This window comes from Pedobacter sp. N36a (assembly GCF_014472395.1).
Taxonomy (GTDB): Bacteria; Bacteroidota; Bacteroidia; order Sphingobacteriales; family Sphingobacteriaceae; genus Pedobacter.
On the sequence record NZ_JACSZW010000004.1, the window covers coordinates 367,243 to 382,369 of the forward strand.

The 15,127-nt window shown below is 42.1% G+C and carries 16 protein-coding genes; 3 read left to right on the forward strand and 13 right to left on the reverse strand.

The window, feature by feature from the left end; translation table 11 throughout:
• Positions 1-10: 10 nt before the first annotated feature.
• From H9X96_RS10400 to H9X96_RS10440, 9 genes are all read right to left on the reverse strand, one after another.
• A complete protein-coding gene (locus tag H9X96_RS10400; protein WP_187666206.1) occupies positions 11-568 on the reverse strand; it encodes a hypothetical protein in 558 nt (185 codons plus the stop codon).
• Positions 569-593: 25 nt separating this feature from the next.
• Complete coding sequence (locus tag H9X96_RS10405; RefSeq protein WP_187666207.1) at positions 594-1,226, reverse strand: DUF6266 family protein; 633 nt, start codon at positions 1,224-1,226, stop codon at positions 594-596.
• Entirely contained in the window at positions 1,214-1,570 is a 357-nt protein-coding gene (locus H9X96_RS10410; RefSeq protein ID WP_187666208.1) for a hypothetical protein, read from the reverse strand. Before H9X96_RS10410 ends, H9X96_RS10405 begins: the two co-directional genes overlap by 13 nt.
• Before the next feature lie 26 nt (positions 1,571-1,596).
• Entirely contained in the window at positions 1,597-2,175 is a 579-nt protein-coding gene (locus H9X96_RS10415) for a peptidoglycan-binding protein (protein ID WP_255431076.1), read from the reverse strand.
• Positions 2,094-2,456, reverse strand: a complete 363-nt coding sequence (locus H9X96_RS10420; protein WP_187666209.1) for a hypothetical protein — start codon at positions 2,454-2,456, stop codon at positions 2,094-2,096. Before H9X96_RS10420 ends, H9X96_RS10415 begins: the two co-directional genes overlap by 82 nt.
• A 68-nt stretch (positions 2,457-2,524) precedes the next feature.
• Positions 2,525-3,175: a DUF6266 family protein gene (locus H9X96_RS10425; protein ID WP_187666210.1), complete on the reverse strand. Its 651-nt coding sequence runs from the start codon at positions 3,173-3,175 to the stop codon at positions 2,525-2,527.
• Positions 3,176-3,342: 167 nt separating this feature from the next.
• Positions 3,343-3,627, reverse strand: coding sequence for a helix-turn-helix domain-containing protein (locus H9X96_RS10430; protein WP_187666211.1), 285 nt, complete (start codon positions 3,625-3,627; stop codon positions 3,343-3,345).
• Complete coding sequence (locus H9X96_RS10435; protein WP_187666212.1) at positions 3,627-4,256, reverse strand: DUF6266 family protein; 630 nt, start codon at positions 4,254-4,256, stop codon at positions 3,627-3,629. Before H9X96_RS10435 ends, H9X96_RS10430 begins: the two co-directional genes overlap by 1 nt.
• Positions 4,257-4,416: 160 nt before the next feature.
• Positions 4,417-5,913 (reverse strand): hypothetical protein, encoded by a 1,497-nt coding sequence (locus H9X96_RS10440; RefSeq protein ID WP_187666213.1) that lies wholly within the window; start codon positions 5,911-5,913, stop codon positions 4,417-4,419.
• Positions 5,914-6,351: 438 nt separating this feature from the next.
• Here H9X96_RS10440 and H9X96_RS10445 point away from each other — a divergent pair, with 438 nt between their 5' ends.
• The gene (locus tag H9X96_RS10445) at positions 6,352-7,149 is read left to right on the forward strand and encodes a hypothetical protein (protein ID WP_187666214.1); all 798 of its coding nucleotides are present in this window, start codon (positions 6,352-6,354) and stop codon (positions 7,147-7,149) included.
• A 36-nt stretch (positions 7,150-7,185) separates the two neighbouring features.
• Here the strand turns inward: H9X96_RS10445 and H9X96_RS10450 are convergent, their stop codons facing one another.
• The 4 genes from H9X96_RS10450 to H9X96_RS10465 all read right to left on the reverse strand — a co-directional run bounded on the left by H9X96_RS10450 (position 7,186) and on the right by H9X96_RS10465 (position 12,936).
• Positions 7,186-8,343 carry a PepSY domain-containing protein gene (locus H9X96_RS10450; RefSeq protein ID WP_187666215.1) on the reverse strand — a complete coding sequence of 386 codons (1,158 nt, stop codon included), beginning with the start codon at positions 8,341-8,343 and terminating at the stop codon, positions 7,186-7,188.
• Positions 8,333-10,642 carry a TonB-dependent receptor gene (locus tag H9X96_RS10455; RefSeq protein WP_187666216.1) on the reverse strand — a complete coding sequence of 770 codons (2,310 nt, stop codon included), beginning with the start codon at positions 10,640-10,642 and terminating at the stop codon, positions 8,333-8,335. Before H9X96_RS10455 ends, H9X96_RS10450 begins: the two co-directional genes overlap by 11 nt.
• Before the next feature lie 56 nt (positions 10,643-10,698).
• Positions 10,699-11,400 carry a hypothetical protein gene (locus tag H9X96_RS10460; protein ID WP_187666217.1) on the reverse strand — a complete coding sequence of 234 codons (702 nt, stop codon included), beginning with the start codon at positions 11,398-11,400 and terminating at the stop codon, positions 10,699-10,701.
• A gap of 246 nt (positions 11,401-11,646) precedes the next feature.
• Complete coding sequence (locus H9X96_RS10465; protein ID WP_222943877.1) at positions 11,647-12,936, reverse strand: nucleotide sugar dehydrogenase; 1,290 nt, start codon at positions 12,934-12,936, stop codon at positions 11,647-11,649.
• Between the two features lie 139 nt (positions 12,937-13,075).
• Between H9X96_RS10465 and H9X96_RS10470 the strand changes: the two genes are divergently transcribed.
• Complete coding sequence (locus tag H9X96_RS10470) at positions 13,076-14,071, forward strand: LCP family protein (RefSeq protein WP_187666219.1); 996 nt, start codon at positions 13,076-13,078, stop codon at positions 14,069-14,071.
• 480 nt (positions 14,072-14,551) lie between these two features.
• Positions 14,552-15,115, forward strand: a complete 564-nt coding sequence (locus H9X96_RS10475) for a phage tail protein (RefSeq protein WP_187666220.1) — start codon at positions 14,552-14,554, stop codon at positions 15,113-15,115.
• Positions 15,116-15,127: the final 12 nt, after the last annotated feature.

Below are 15,127 nucleotides of genomic sequence, written 5' to 3' on the forward strand. Positions count from 1 at the left end.
GTTACTCAGATCAAACAATTACCCCCAAATACTGACTTGGCGAATTCGAAGTTTTGCGCCCCCAATGCGACCTGACCGTAAAAACATGTACATGCACCTTGGATCCGGGCAACATATCCAACCTGAACTCCGCCTTTCGATCCCATACATTAGAGAATTTAAGTTCATAAAAGAACTGCTGTCGGACTTCCTCAAACAAGACCAGTGCGATACTATGATACCTACACAGCGGATAATCATATCCATCCCAGCTTAGACCAAAAAGCCCTGCTCCTTTGTCCTCCAATTTCAGATTTTCCAGTTTGGCTGAACATCCATCCACCAGCTGAACATCCCCAAAATTTATCTTCCGATTCGGATCCAGGTCAGAAAAGAACCTGGGAGGATGAATTTCAACAGCCTCCCTTTGAATTGCCATATTTTTCTGCTGACCTGGCTTAATCATTTTTAATGATGCGGTTACGGCCCTCAACTTATCCCTATGAGCAATCTGCCTTGCTGTCATCGTTTTCTTCGGCGGACAAGAAATGAACTTATTTCCGACCAATGTGTTTTTTGATGCTGTCATTTTTATACGATTTAAAAAATAAAATTTAGGCTATCCGCCCCAAATACCGACTTTCAGAATTACCTGTTTTGCTTTTTCCCAGCGTGAACACATAGACATACATCCTGCTTCCAAGACTGCTGCAGACTTCAAACTCTGCCTGCTGCCGACCAACATTTGCAAGATTCATTGCATAAAACACCCTATTCTGCCCTTCTTCATAAAGCACCAGCACCAGCTGATCGTTAAAACGATGTGCATTAGCGCAGTACTTCCAGCTGAGCGCATAAAGCCCTCCACCCTGATCTTGCATTCTCAAATCATGTAAACTGGAACCGTTTCCTGCACTTAACCGTAAATCTTTGTAGTTGATTTTTAGATTTGGATAAACACCGCTGAGTACCGTACTGTAGTTCTCCTTAAATGCTTTAGCTCTTGTGCCAACTTTAGCTTTATACTGTTTAAATCCTGCGTCCAGAACAGGTCCAAAAGGTTTCAGCAACTGGGTAATCAATTTAAATTTCTCCCGCTGAGCCTGCTGGGCTGCTGTAGCTGGCTTTTTTGGAGCCATGGGGTCAGGTTTAGCGCTAACCACTGTCTTCCCCTTTCGAGAAGCATACACAAAATCTCCGAGCGTTCCGGATATCTCGCTAAAAATTCCTTTTTTTAGAATTGCCATTTTTTATAAATTTTAAAAGATAAATAAATACCTGCTCCAGCAACCAAAACCCATAGCAGCCCATCCAGCGTTGATTCCCTAAGCACCGTCTTCTCTTCCGCTGAATACTGTTTAGATTTCATTTCCGAGCCTTCAACTCTAATTGCTCCTTTTTCTTTGAGCTGCAGTTTTTCTGCCGCTCCAAAAAAGCCAGTTCCTGGAGAATAACTAAAATTTCCTTTCGGCCAGATCAGGACTTCCTTTTCATAACCGCTGGAATCACTATAAAAGCGGATCACCTCTGACGCTGCATATACCTCATTTGAGCTTTTCTTAGTGTCTTTAAAAAGTGCACATCCGGTCATCAAAAGCATTAAAAACAATATGCTTTTCATAGACTCCGCCTCCCATTGCTCAGCCAATCTGAGATCTTATCAATTGATTTCCGATGTCTCCGTTTCCGATAAACCCCATCTCCCTCCCGGCTTCCTCTGAGATTGGTATTGCCTTCTAAAGAAATCAACCAATCTCCATCCTCCTTTTCGATCAATCCAACATGAGCGATACGTTTCTTCTCTGGAAAGTAGATTCCAATCACATTTCCCGGCAATGCCGACCTCGCCAATCGTGAAACCGGAAACAAGTCCGGCGACCATCCCGATCTCGGCTGGTCAAAACCTGCTTCGGCAAATACCCAGCTGATAAAGGCGGCACACCAGGGCTCAGGCTTCTTCAAGCCTACGGTGATTAAAAACTCCCCAATCCTTTCCCCGTCATTGCGACCGGTTTTTTCCCTTAAGCCCAATTCCCCTTTTGCGATTTTCACCAGCAATAAGCGGTACTTTAAGTCGTTTTGCTGTTCCTTAAGGCCATGATGCCCGATGGGTTTTAACAAAGGGCGATCAGGCAGCCAGTAGCTGCCAATAAAAGCAAGCCAAAGGAGAGCTGAAAAAAGAGTACTTGATGCCATATTTCTAAGTTGTTAAATCGTGAAACCATGATAAAAATTGGGGGCAGCCCCATATTCAGCCAGAAAACCTTTAAGATCCACCAGCTCAAGGCAGTGACCAGCAGAAAGCCAATCAAACTGAGTAAAATCAACAGCCAGACACTTTGATCCACACTTCCAGCGGTATCGTCCATCCAGCGAATCGCAATTGGACCGAAAGTCCAGAGCAACAAGAGCAGCACAAAAATCCGCACAGGCTCCTCCCATCGGAATACCGACAGCTTTATTCTTTTTGTATTCATCTTATTTTTCGTTTTAAAGATTAAATAAACCCGGCAGGGCCTCATAAACACTGCCGGGGAAATTGAAATTAGGCCAGAATCGTCACTACGCCCAGGTAGGCGGTAGGAGACACTTCTTTGCTTTTTACCGAGGCAAAAAATAGCCAGCAATGCACTTCATCACCCACAAAAGAACCTGGTACATACATCGTAATCGGCGTATCCCCTCTCAGTAAGCCATCCGAAGATTTAATGACCTTATGCTTATCCGAATTGTAAAGCAGGATATAGGCTTTGTCTGTCACTTCCGGCAATTTTCCTGGCATCGTATCCAGCACCCAACTCACCTGAACAGTTTGTCCCGGAAGCACCTGAACAGTCAAATTTTTGCCCAGGTTAAGATTTCCATCTTTACTCAGACTGATATTGGCGTAATCCAGTTTGTAATCCGGGTAAGTGCCAGTGATCGCATTTTTCATCATCGCCTTTGTCAGCACATTTGTTGGGGTAAAATTCCCGCTCATCTGTCTAAATCCAACAGCGATCATATCGGCTATTTTCCCTGCGAAGCCGGTCACCAGACCAAACCTTGAACGCTGATCCAGCTGCGTTGCTGTTGCCGGCTTACTCGATTTTGCCGGACGATTTTTTACGACATTGACCTCTTTCCATCTTGCAGCGACTACATCGCCGATTCTCCCATTGAAAGGGCCAAAAGCACCTGGTTTATAGGTTCCCATAATTTTAAAATTTAAAAGGTTAATAATTCTGTGAATTCAAATCAACTGTATACCGGTACTTTGGATTTGTTGAACGAATGTATCCTCAAAAAACACCACCAACTAATTAACAGCCTCATTATACCCAACTTTACCCCCCTTTACTTTCAGATTACACCAGATTACCTTCAGCCTCCAGGCTCTTTTTTCATGATGGCATAAACATCTTTCTTCAAATAATAGCAAGTACCGCCATTAACCCTATACCTGAGGTGTCCTGATTTTCGCCAGTTATAAATTGTTTTCCGGGTTTTCTGGAAGATCAGCATCACCTCATTGGTATGCAGCCAGATCTCTTCTTCTTCTTTTACTGGAAGATCAGCAGGCAGCATTTTCAATAAAGCAAGCAATTGATCGGTCTGTACTTTCAAAAGCTGGCGCAGTATTTTCAAAATCATTAATTCCTCTTTCATCACCAGCGAACTTTACCGACATATACACTGTTAGAAATGCTTTTTCTGTCATTAGAAACAAAGGCGATATACGTTTCTGCAAAATGGCCATGCTCCATATCAAACACCACCAGGAGATCTGTCCCTTTATAGCGGGAAGCACCAGCAGTCATGTAAGCAGACTTTTTCAATTTCGGAAAGTAGGCCAGCAACATCACCTGATCTGACCAATGCGTACCAGTAACTCCTTCCTGTGGCCCCCAATTAAAGACCAATCCCTCGTCTGAGGCGACGACTTGCAGGTTCACCGGTGGCGGCATGTGGCCATAGCTGAGACGTAGTTTTGTGAAATCTATTTTTAGCTTCGGAAATTTTCCAATAACAGCATGCTTCCAGTTATAAGAAAAAGCAGGATTTTGAGGGAGCAGCTTCAGTCGCCGGGCCTCGCGTTCATAGCCTACCTCAATAAATTCCTTAACCGGAAAGAGCAATGCCGAGACCAATTTTGTCCGTAATCGAACTGCTTTCTGCAGTTCAGTGGGAGGTTTCTTGGATTTGCCGATCAACCGCGTAACTAATACGCCGTTTAATAGATAACTGGTTGTTTTTCCTAGCTTACCATGCCAGTAACCGTTTTTAAATGTTGCCATAATTGTATATTAATTGTTTATAAATAATTTGCTTTTTATGAGGGATGGGAACTAGTCGGGAAGACACCTGCTGGCTTTTAGCCGGAGGAAGGAGTTCGGTAGGGGTATGGATAGCAATCACTATGTCAACCCTAAGCGAACCCTATCCGAAACCCTTCCGCTACCTATTATAAGGCACTTCTCTTCCCGAACACTTCCCGACTACAACCGGACCAATTCCTCGCTTTTTTCGACCTAAAATTCCTGAGATCATTTTCATGGAATTTTCCAGGGAAACCCAGTCGCCAATAAAGAGGCTGATTCGGAAACCATCGATCGGTTCATTCGGATTAAATGAGAAATTTTCCTGTTCCTGGTATAAAGAATGGCGGAGGAATTTGGAGGCCCGCAATTCAGTAAGCGGTTTTTTAAACTTTATAAAACCATAGGTTCCTGCACCTGGCAAGAACAGCGAGGCATATTCTGAGAGGTAATTGTCGAACATCATCTTCAGGATAAAGGCTGCCTGTCGACAAGATTGATTGCTTTTTTCCAACTGGGTTTTCAATTCCGAGGCAGACAAAGCGGCCATTAATGCTTTTTCGGTCGAGTGGTTCCAGTGGATAATGATCTTCTTTATGTGTTCCTTTAGTTCGACAATAAAATTTTCAGGTCCAGCAACCATATTGGTTTTATGAAGAATAGGATAAACTTTGCTGTATGGCGCAATGTAAATTACGTTTCCGCCGCCTAAGGAAAGTCCTGGCCCGGTAGTTTCTTTGTCGCGAAATTCATAATCGTCATCCAGCACGATGAGGCAAAACCCAAAACGCTCCGATAAATGCATCAGTTGATTCCATCGTTTTTCCGCCATGCGGAGTGGGACAGGGAAACCAGCTTCCAAACGTACAAATACCACCTTGACAACTTTCTGCATACAAATTTCTTTGAGCTTTCTTGCCGACATTCCCTGTTCATCTGAACCGCTGAAATCAACCCTTAACCGGAGCTGTCCGGCCGTTTCTAGTAGAGCGGCATCGTTTCTGGAGTTGATGACCAGCACATCCCCCGGACTAGTTATCGTTTTCAACACTTTATACACGGCCTTGCCATCTGGAATCATACAAAACTGCCAATGACTGTTGATCAGTTTTTTACTTCTGAGTACCTTTAAAGCATCTTTAGCAACCCAGTCCCCAGCATTCAGTGCTGCAGCATTGGAATTTCCAGACCTCCTGCTGCCCCTTAAATCCATCACATTTACCAGTTGTACAGGATAAGCGCTGCCCAGATTGAGGATGTTCATCAGCTCAGGTTCGGCAGTTTTTGAATAACCCGTTAATTTCTTGTTGAAGGAAAACCTTGCAAGGCGAGCCACATCGGCAACGGGAAGGCTGATCGAAGGTTCAAACATAAATGTACCTATCCGATGCTGAGTATAAAGAATCTCCTCCCTTTTAACCCAATGGCGATATGCCCGCTCCACAAAATGCCGTTTCACGCCCAGAAACATGGATAGGCTTCTCACAGAGGGCATCATGAAATCATCCGGATAGTTTTCCCTGCTGTATTCCTGAGCAATCAGGTCGATCAGCTGCTCAGAACTACTTTCCCCATTTGGATCAAGACCCGACTTCAAACTCATGGACCAGCTGTCTTGAAAATTATGCTTTATCATAATGACGATTTAAGTAACTTGATAAATAAATTATTGCCAATACAAATAATCGTCTATAATTATCAAATTCCTAATAAAAATATCTGTCTATAGAAATACGCTACATCTGTCTGAAAATTGATTCAAATATTCGCAAATACGAGACAAGTAGTCCAAATCAGCACATGGCCGCTTCTGATATTAATTACTGGTAAAATAATTTGGAGAGCAGAATTGGTTATTTAGGATTAAAATGCAGTAGTTAGACTTGATAAAACTAAGGTGAAATCCTATAAAAACAGGTTAAATGAGCCGAAGCGCAGCGCATCAGCGGATTTAAATTTAGAGAAGCCAAAGCTGCAAGTCCTGCTTAAAAAACATTAAAAGAAATACTTAACCGCTAAAATGTTGTTTTAGTTAATTTATTGGGTGATATTCGATAGATAAGCTGTAAATGATATGGAATTCAAAAACCCAAGGCAGGGGAGCGAGTATGATAAGATATTTAAAGAGAATATGGAAGCCAATCTGGAGGGGATTGTTGAACAAGTATTGAGCATGAAAATTTTTATTACGGAAGAACTGCCTGATGATTTACAGCATACGAAAGAAAGAAAGCCGGATCTGCTGAAGAAGGTGCAGGATGAAGATGGTCAGGTGTTCATTTTACACATTGAATATCAGCGCAGTAATGACCAGAACATGGCCTACCGGATGGCAGAGTATAGTATTATGCTGCAAAGGAAATATAGGCTCCCGGTAAGTCAGTATATGATCTATCTGGGGCAGGAAAAGTTAAACATGCCTACAGAAATTGAGAGTACAAATTTTAAGTTTAAATATGAAGTAAAAGCGATCAGTACGATAGATTACAGGCTCTTTTTAAACCATGAGGTGACTGAGATGAAATTGCTGGCTGTGCTGGCAAATTTATCGGCTGTAGATCCAAAAGAGATCATAAGAGAACTGATCCTGGAAATTAAAGAAATCGTAACTGAAGAGCTTAAGCTTGATAAGTATATGAACCAGTTAAAAATCTTTGCCCAATTAAGGGACTTAGAACAAATACTAAAAGACGTTATGGATGAAGTATCAAATTGGTATGTAAAAGAAAGAGACCCTTATTACATCATTGGAATAACTGATGAAAAATTATCTAATGCAAAAAAAATGAAGAAGGAAGGCTTACCAATCCCTTTAATAGCCAAAATAACTGGCTTAAATCAGGAAGAAATCCTTGATTTAGAAACGAATTAAAAGCGCAATTTATCAGAACAACTTATAGACAAACTATCAAATTGGTACCCGGACCTTTTGTTTTTTCCTTTTCCGAAGCCATATTAAAAACCCGCTAACCGGCAAAGTCGCGCAGATCAGGCTGGCAATAAACGCAAGCGCTTGCGTTGGCCAGCCATATATTTTCCCGGTATGAATCGCTTCATTAGAGTTCCGCCATTTCATGGCCGTACCTTTGTCCTGATGAATGATCTGGTCAAAGATTGCTCCGGAATTGTGATCAATAGAGAAATAGCTCATGCCCAGCCAGGCATCTCCGCTATCCTGCATCGTCATATACGCTGAGGCAGATTTTTTTGTTGCTGCAGGAATCGTGAAACCAATCATTTCATAATTCCTATTCGCGCGTTGCTGCAAAGCAGAAAAAGCCTGATCTAATGCAGCGCCATGCAATGGCACCGCGGCGGGGGCAGGCTGCACATTGGCCAGCAAAACCCGTTTATTGCCACCCATGGCCTTCAACATCCCCGACTCCCACCACTTAAATGACCAGCTGAGTCCGGTAAAAATAATAACCAGTGCCACAGGCAGCACATACATACCTAAAACTGTATGCAGCTGATGGTTCAGCTTTTTAAACTTGCTCTTAAGGTTAATTTTCAGCTTCTTACTGACGTTTTTAAACTTTTTAGGAAGCCAGATGACCAGGCCACTGATCAGCATCAGCAGAAATATAAGCACCGTAATTCCGGTAACCAGGCTACCCACCTCCTTTTTCAACAGCAGATATCTGTGCAGTTGCAATACCACATTAAAGAACTCGTACTTCATGTCCAGCTGTCCGAGTACAGCACCTGTATATGGATTTACGAATACTTTTTTAAAGTATTTAACCTGGTCGAAATAAGTCAGGCCTTTCGCCTTCTTTTTCGCTTCCTGGGCGATGAACACATAACTTTTCTCCCCTGCTGGAATTTCGATTTTACTGATCTTATTCCCTTCCGGTAAGGCCGAGGCTGCTTTTTCTGTAAGTACAGAAAGGCTTAAAGGTGTTTTCCCTGCTGATTTTGCCGATACCAGGTCCTTGTGAAAAACATCAAACAACTCCTCACTGAACACCGTGATACAGCCGGTGATCGAAATCACTACAATCAGGGAACCGATTAGCAAACCACCCCAAAGGTGCATAAAAGCGGCGAAACGTTTAAAAAGCATAAGCCATCGTCAGGTTATAGCGTGCGCCATTCGCTTTGATATAAGATTCTGTACGCACCTTTCCCTGCGACAATACCGGGTAATAATCTGCATTCAGCACATTATCAATTCCCAATTTCAGCGTGGCTTTAGGTGTAAAATGATAAGCGGTATACAGGTTGAAGAAATGAAATGAATTTACAGGTCCTTCACCAAGTGCATAATTCCCTTTGGCATCCGGTAAAAACTCCTTTCTTGAACCGGAATAGATCCAGAACACACTCAGATCCCATGCTTTCAAAGGCGAATAGCTGACACTGCTGGTGAATTTATCCGGGCCAATTCTGGTCGTCGGTAAAGGTAATTTTTTACCATTCAGCTCCTTCGTACCCTGTAAATGAGCGTAGCCCACAGACATGGAAAGGTTGGGCAAGAACGTATAGTTTGCAGTAGCTTCCAAGCCTGTTACCCGTTCTGGTGCTCTTTCAGGAACTGCTACACCGTTCACATCTTTTAAGCTGGACCCTAAAGCTGAAGTGCTCACATAATAAGCACCCGTTACATTTAACTGCTTCCAGCTGCTGCTAAAACCTAGTTCATAATTATTGGTAATGATGGCTTTCGTTTCAATTTTACTGACATCATCTACTGCACTCAGGCGCAGTGTTCTGCCCAGGTCGTACAATGAAAAACTTTGAGAGAAACTCACAAAAGGATTGAACAAATTCCATTTACTATATCTCAATCCAGCATTATAGACTAAAGTATGGTAACTGAGATCAGCCCCTTTAACCGCTACGCCGCCGGCATAATTTCCGAATGGAATGGTCGTATAATCAGGTACGCCAAGTTGAATATTCTCATAGCGTGCTCCGGCCTTAAGCACCAGGTTTTCGAACAAGAAGGTACGAAGTTGCGCATAAGGCGCATAATTTTTCATGTTCATTTCCGGCACAAACTCCCTTCCATCGGTCAGGTTTTGCTTGGTGATGTCGTTCAGCACATCTAAGCCATAGGTCACATCCCCTTTTACCTGGTCTATAATATGGTATTGGGTATTAAAATTAAATCGCGCCCCTTTTTTCTTGGAGGCAATTGCCGAATTGCCGGCTGGCTTATAAAAGTCGGAATACTCAAAGATAGAGTAGAAATCCTGCAGGTACAGGTTGACATTCAGGGAAGTTCCCCTAAAAATTTCGGAATTGGTGTACTGAATATAGGCATTATGGTTATATGGCGTACCTTGTTTGTCGCCGATTGGTGTACCTGGTTTACCGGTAATCGGGCGTTCGCCATAAATTCCAGCAGCATCTACATAACTGCTATTTTGCAGCGTATGGTAATAATTATACATCACCTCGATGCGGTTCTTCCGGTTAATGTTATAGCCCAGTTTGGCATAAATGTTCTTGCTATTGGTTTCACTCAGCGACTGAAAAGGGGAAACTACTTTTCCATCCGCATCTTTATTGACCCCGGTATGCTCGTAAGTACCGCTCAGCACGTAGTCCAGCTGCTTCACTTTTCCGGTAAACAGCTGTGAGAAACGCGTACCAATGGAATGCCTTGGACTCACCAGGGAACCCATAGCAGAAAGTTCAGAAAGGGAACTGAATTTTTTACTGGTATCGGCCTTCTTGGTAATATAGTTAATGATTCCACCGTCGGCACCATTGCCATAAATGGCGGTAGAACCTTCAATCACCTCGATCTTATCGATTACAAAAGGATCAATACTTCTGAAATCACGCTCTCCATTTCTAAGCGGCGTAGATTGCGGAATTCCATCGATCATCACTAAGGCATTTCTACCTCTGAGGGTTTGCCCTTTGTTCACTACCGTATTGGTTCCTAAGGTTAATGCGGGAATGTTATAGGTTAAAATCTGGTTCAGATCGGTAGAAATTCCCCTTTGCATCTCGATCTGTTTTGAGTTTAAAATCTTTACAGAAGAGGGTACATCTTTTAGCGTTTCCGCATTTCTGGAGGCCGTTACGATCACCTCATTTAGGTCGCCAGCATCGATAAAGATAGAGAAGTTAACCCTCTGCTCGTCTTTACCATTCAGTACTACAAATTTAGAAACCGGTTGATAGCCGACACCGGAGGCAGTTAATGTATACTTTCCACTGTCTAAACCATTAAACGCATAAAAACCAGTCAGATCTGTCTGACTGGTTTTATTTTTCCCTTGAAGGGTTATCATTAGATTGGAAACAGGCCTCCCTTTTTGGTCCGTCAATTGTCCTTTAATCACGCTTTGTGCAAAAACACCGATTGGCAAAACCAATAGGCTCAATAGTAAAACTCTTTTTATCATCCCCGGCACTCTATTTGAAATTAATCTAAATAAAGCGTAAAAGTATAAAATTAATTTTATTTATTACTTCCTAAATGAAAGCTTAGACCAACGGAAACAGGATTCAGTAAAAATTCTGATTTATTAGTTCTGGTAAAAGAGCGGATATTGTTCACATCTTCCGTTACCGCTTCTTGTCGCTCGTAAGAATAGAAGAAGTCCAGACTGCTTTCTACAAACAGGGTAAACTGCGGAGCCGGATGAAACTTAATACCTACTACCGGAGACAGCAGGAATCCATTTTTCGACGTTTCCATCTTATTAGGATACAGGGTAGCGTCGGCAATGGCCTGTGCTTTTAAAGGATTTGCATTCGCTGAAGTTCCCACAAATCGATTGGCTCTATAGCCTATATCTGCACCAATATATGGCTGAACTCTGGAGAAGTTCATGTTCTTTTCAAAACCTACTTTAAACATATAATCGGTCACATCACCAGTTACAATCTCACAATTTTTACAGTTATTATAGAAGGTTTTTCCCTGTTTAATGTGACTTCCACTTAATCGGTAATTGATTTGGTTATCGTTAAATTTGATGGTGATCCCCGAGAAATAAGTGTTGATGAATTTCACCGGATCAGTCTCATTGAAGAGCTTCGGCATTTGCATTGACCCATAACCTCTTAAGGTGATCGAGTAATTGTAGTCTGCATTCATCTGAGAAAACGCGGTTCCTCCAGACAATAACAGGACTAAAATAAGTAAATGTTTTTTCATTAATTTTCCCCCACGGATTTTAATTGAGCTATAAAAATACAGCAATATTTAGGATAAGCAATAGATAAAAAATTGATTTCGTTATTCTGGGGACCTGAGTAGGATCCCTTGATGAATGAATTAGAAGAAACGTATTTCCGAAGGATAAACGGACAGAGCGCGTTGTAAAACATTGAATAATAATCTATTTTGATTCTAGTTAACTAAAAACGTGCCACGATATAAGAATTGTTGTTTTGTTTTTCGCTAAAGTCGCGCGTCAGTAAATTTGCGGTCAATAAATGATTTCGTATCAAAAATAATCGCCCCATTCCGCTGGTATTTCCCATAGTCGAAAGCTAAAAACTCCTGATGGGAAACGGCCACAATAATGGCCTTATAGTTTTTATCTATTAAAGTTTTATCGAGTTGAAAACCGTATTCCTGCTGCACCAGCTCGGGATCTGCCCATGGATCATAGACATTGATCTCCATTCCAAACTGCTGCAATTCCTCATAAATATCGATGACTCTTGTATTTCTGACATCCGGACAATTTTCTTTAAATGCAAAACCGAGGATCAGCACCTTCTCTCCTTTTACCGGATAGCCTTTGGCGATCATCAGTTTGACTACTTTATTGGCCACAAACATGCCCATATTGTCATTTACCCTTCTTCCCGACAGGATAACTTGCGGATGGTAGCCTAATGATTCGGCTTTATGGGCCAGGTAATAGGGATCTACCCCGATACAATGGCCGCCTACCAATCCGGGTTTATATTTCAGAAAGTTCCATTTTGTACCCGCAGCTTCGATCACATCCGTGGTATCGATGCCGATGCGGTCGAAAATCAGGGCCAGCTCATTGACAAAAGAAATGTTGACATCCCGCTGTGCATTTTCTATGGCCTTGGAGGCTTCGGCTACTTTGATACTTGGTGCTTTATGCGTACCGGCAGTGATGATCTGTCCATACAGCTGGTCTATTTCTTCAGCAATTGCTGGCGTAGAGCCGGAAGTCACCTTTTTAATCTTTGTCAACGTATTGATGCGGTCTCCTGGATTGATCCTTTCCGGAGAATAACCGCAGAAGAAATCTTCATTGAACTTCAGTCCTGAGTACTGCTCCAGCACAGGTACACAGTCTTCTTCCGTACATCCGGGATAAACGGTAGACTCATAAATGACGATGTCGCCCTTTTTTAACACCGCACCGATCATGGCAGAGGCTTTCAGCAATGGCTGTAGATCTGGTGCTTTAAATCGATTGATGGGCGTAGGAACGGTGACGATATAAATCTGGCATTGCTGTAAATCTGCTGTTGCAGCAGAAAACGCTAATCCTATTGGGCGATCGTCGGTATGGAGCACGGTTTTCAATGCTTCCAGGTCGGCCTCTCTAGTGCGGTCTTCCCCAGTAGAAAGCTCCTGAATCCGGACTTCGTCAATATCGAAACCGAGTACTTTATACTTTTTGGCGAATTCAATAGCGAGCGGCAACCCCACATACCCTAAACCTATAATTGCAATTTTATACGCTTTGTCCATATTCATTTTTCTTTTCCTTTAGCTCCGGTTCCCGCTCTTGCGACCGAAATTTCAAGAACGTTTTAAAGGTAGAAAGAATTTTAATTGTTCGTAGGTACGGTTATTGAATTATTAGTCATAGGTAATGAAGATAATTAAAGCAAAAATGAGAATCCTAGTCTTATCGATCTTAGGGATCAGCTTGGGATTTTTCCAGCTGAAAGCACAAGACAGTACGGCCAATCGGGTCGACTTTATGGTTCCTCCTGCGGCAAAAAAAGTAGTGCAGCTGAACCGCTCTAATGCGGCATTGGGAATTTCGGCGAAGGCCCTGGCCAACCAGAAAAGCAAACAAAATCCGCCCATCAATATTGCTTTATTTGCGGTAGACCGGCGGACGGAAGCGGAGGCTGGAAACTCTGATGTGGTGATGGTGATCAGCATTGATCAGCTCAGCGGAAAGGTCAAAATGTTGTCCATTATGAGGGATACCTATGTGAATATCGAGGGTACAGGCATGAATAAGCTGAATGCAGCCTTCGCCATCGGCGGACCACAGCTGGCGATAAAAACCATCAATCAAAATTTCAACCTGGACATCAGGGACTATATCAACGTTGATTTTTATGGCGCAGCAAAGATTGTTGATGCTTTAGGCGGAGTACAGATTCCGGTGAAAACCGAGGAGCTTCCTTACCTGAATAATTACCTGAATGAGCTGTCGATTTATGACAAAATCCCTGCTATACCATTGACCCAGGCGGGCTTACAATTGCTGAGCGGAAAGCAGGCAGTTGCCTATACCCGGATCAGGGCTGTTGGTCATGGTGACGCCCAAAGAACAGAGCGTCAGCGCAGTGTACTCATTGCCATTTTCAATCAATTGAAACTAAAAGGTAAGGAAATTTTTCCCGTTTTTGCCACAGATGTCCTCCCTAACCTGGAAACGAGTATGAACAATTTCACACTTTTCAGCTTTGCCGGAAGTATTTTAAATTCAAAAAACAAGACCATAGAACAGGCCAGGTTTCCACTGGACAAAGAAAGCGTTGGAAAAAGAATTGATAACATTTGGTATTTAACCACCGACTTAAAAACGACTACAAATTCAATACATCAATTTATATATGGTTCAACAAACCTTGTAAAAACGAAACGGTAGTGATCAGGCTGGAAAAGCCAGTATATCATCGCCAATGTTCGTCTAAAACATCCGTTTTTCAACTTCTCATCGATTTTCCCAAAATATCGAATTAAATTATTATGACCAAAATTTTATAAATTTTATAAAAAAACCCACATAATTATTTAAATATATCACATTTAGCTATAGTTTGATAACTTAACATATAAATTTCATCATTTGCACTCAACCTGACTTTTTTTATATAGGTTTGCATAAAGTACTGATAGTTAACGTCTCAACCCTAGTTGTTCAATGAACATTTTCCTTTACATTAAAGGTATCTTAGTAAAAGATGAAATTTTTAATTTCTTTTTTTCCGCGCTAAACCACACTCAAAATCTTCGATTAAAATTTATTGATTATGCTTTTGCAGGTATCCATGATCGTTATGGCTAGCTCAGAAAGCAATTTCGCTGCTCAAATCAAACAATTATTAACATAAAACACAATTTTATTATGGAAGAATATCTAGGAATGATCAAAGCCTTTGCTGGAAATTTTGTACCAAGAGGTTTCCTGCCCTGCAATGGACAGTTAATCCCAATTCAACAAAATGCTGCTCTTTTTGCAATTTTAGGCACTACTTATGGTGGCGACGGACAAAATACTTTCGGCATTCCAGACTTTAGAGGCCGAGCTGCGATTGGAACAGGACAAGGGGCAGGTTTAGCTAATCACGTACTTGGTGAGAAGATAGGTGTAGAAACCGTTTCGATTTCAACCTCAAATATGCCGATACACACACATACCGCTACTACCACAATAACCATGAACGTAAGCGCAGAAGATGCAACCCTGGCTGTTCCGGTAGCAAATAGTGCGATCGCAGTTTCCGTAGATGCAACAGGTGATCCAGCATTTGGGTTTAATTCAGAAGTACCTGAAGTTCCAATTGCCGGAGTCTCAGCGACCACTGTAAATGCAGCAGTAGGAGGTAGTTTACCAATATCGATCCAACAACCTACACTAGCAATTAATTACCTCATTTGTACAGAAGGCCTATTTCCGAGCCGAAACTAAGTTAAACTAAAC

What these genes read in the sequence shown, in the direction of transcription:
- H9X96_RS10400 (WP_187666206.1), bottom strand. Translation starts at nt 568, where the DNA reads ATGACAGCATCAAAAAACACATTGGTCGGAAATAAGTTCATTTCTTGT.
- H9X96_RS10405 (WP_187666207.1), bottom strand. Translation starts at nt 1,226, where the DNA reads ATGGCAATTCTAAAAAAAGGAATTTTTAGCGAGATATCCGGAACGCTC.
- H9X96_RS10410 (WP_187666208.1), bottom strand. Translation starts at nt 1,570, where the DNA reads ATGACCGGATGTGCACTTTTTAAAGACACTAAGAAAAGCTCAAATGAG.
- H9X96_RS10415 (WP_255431076.1), bottom strand. Translation starts at nt 2,175, where the DNA reads ATGGCATCAAGTACTCTTTTTTCAGCTCTCCTTTGGCTTGCTTTTATT.
- H9X96_RS10420 (WP_187666209.1), bottom strand. Translation starts at nt 2,456, where the DNA reads ATGAATACAAAAAGAATAAAGCTGTCGGTATTCCGATGGGAGGAGCCT.
- H9X96_RS10425 (WP_187666210.1), bottom strand. Translation starts at nt 3,175, where the DNA reads ATGGGAACCTATAAACCAGGTGCTTTTGGCCCTTTCAATGGGAGAATC.
- H9X96_RS10430 (WP_187666211.1), bottom strand. Translation starts at nt 3,627, where the DNA reads ATGAAAGAGGAATTAATGATTTTGAAAATACTGCGCCAGCTTTTGAAA.
- H9X96_RS10435 (WP_187666212.1), bottom strand. Translation starts at nt 4,256, where the DNA reads ATGGCAACATTTAAAAACGGTTACTGGCATGGTAAGCTAGGAAAAACA.
- H9X96_RS10440 (WP_187666213.1), bottom strand. Translation starts at nt 5,913, where the DNA reads ATGATAAAGCATAATTTTCAAGACAGCTGGTCCATGAGTTTGAAGTCG.
- H9X96_RS10445 (WP_187666214.1), top strand. Translation starts at nt 6,352, where the DNA reads ATGGAATTCAAAAACCCAAGGCAGGGGAGCGAGTATGATAAGATATTT.
- H9X96_RS10450 (WP_187666215.1), bottom strand. Translation starts at nt 8,343, where the DNA reads ATGCTTTTTAAACGTTTCGCCGCTTTTATGCACCTTTGGGGTGGTTTG.
- H9X96_RS10455 (WP_187666216.1), bottom strand. Translation starts at nt 10,642, where the DNA reads ATGATAAAAAGAGTTTTACTATTGAGCCTATTGGTTTTGCCAATCGGT.
- H9X96_RS10460 (WP_187666217.1), bottom strand. Translation starts at nt 11,400, where the DNA reads ATGAAAAAACATTTACTTATTTTAGTCCTGTTATTGTCTGGAGGAACC.
- H9X96_RS10465 (WP_222943877.1), bottom strand. Translation starts at nt 12,936, where the DNA reads ATGAATATGGACAAAGCGTATAAAATTGCAATTATAGGTTTAGGGTAT.
- H9X96_RS10470 (WP_187666219.1), top strand. Translation starts at nt 13,076, where the DNA reads ATGAGAATCCTAGTCTTATCGATCTTAGGGATCAGCTTGGGATTTTTC.
- H9X96_RS10475 (WP_187666220.1), top strand. Translation starts at nt 14,552, where the DNA reads ATGGAAGAATATCTAGGAATGATCAAAGCCTTTGCTGGAAATTTTGTA.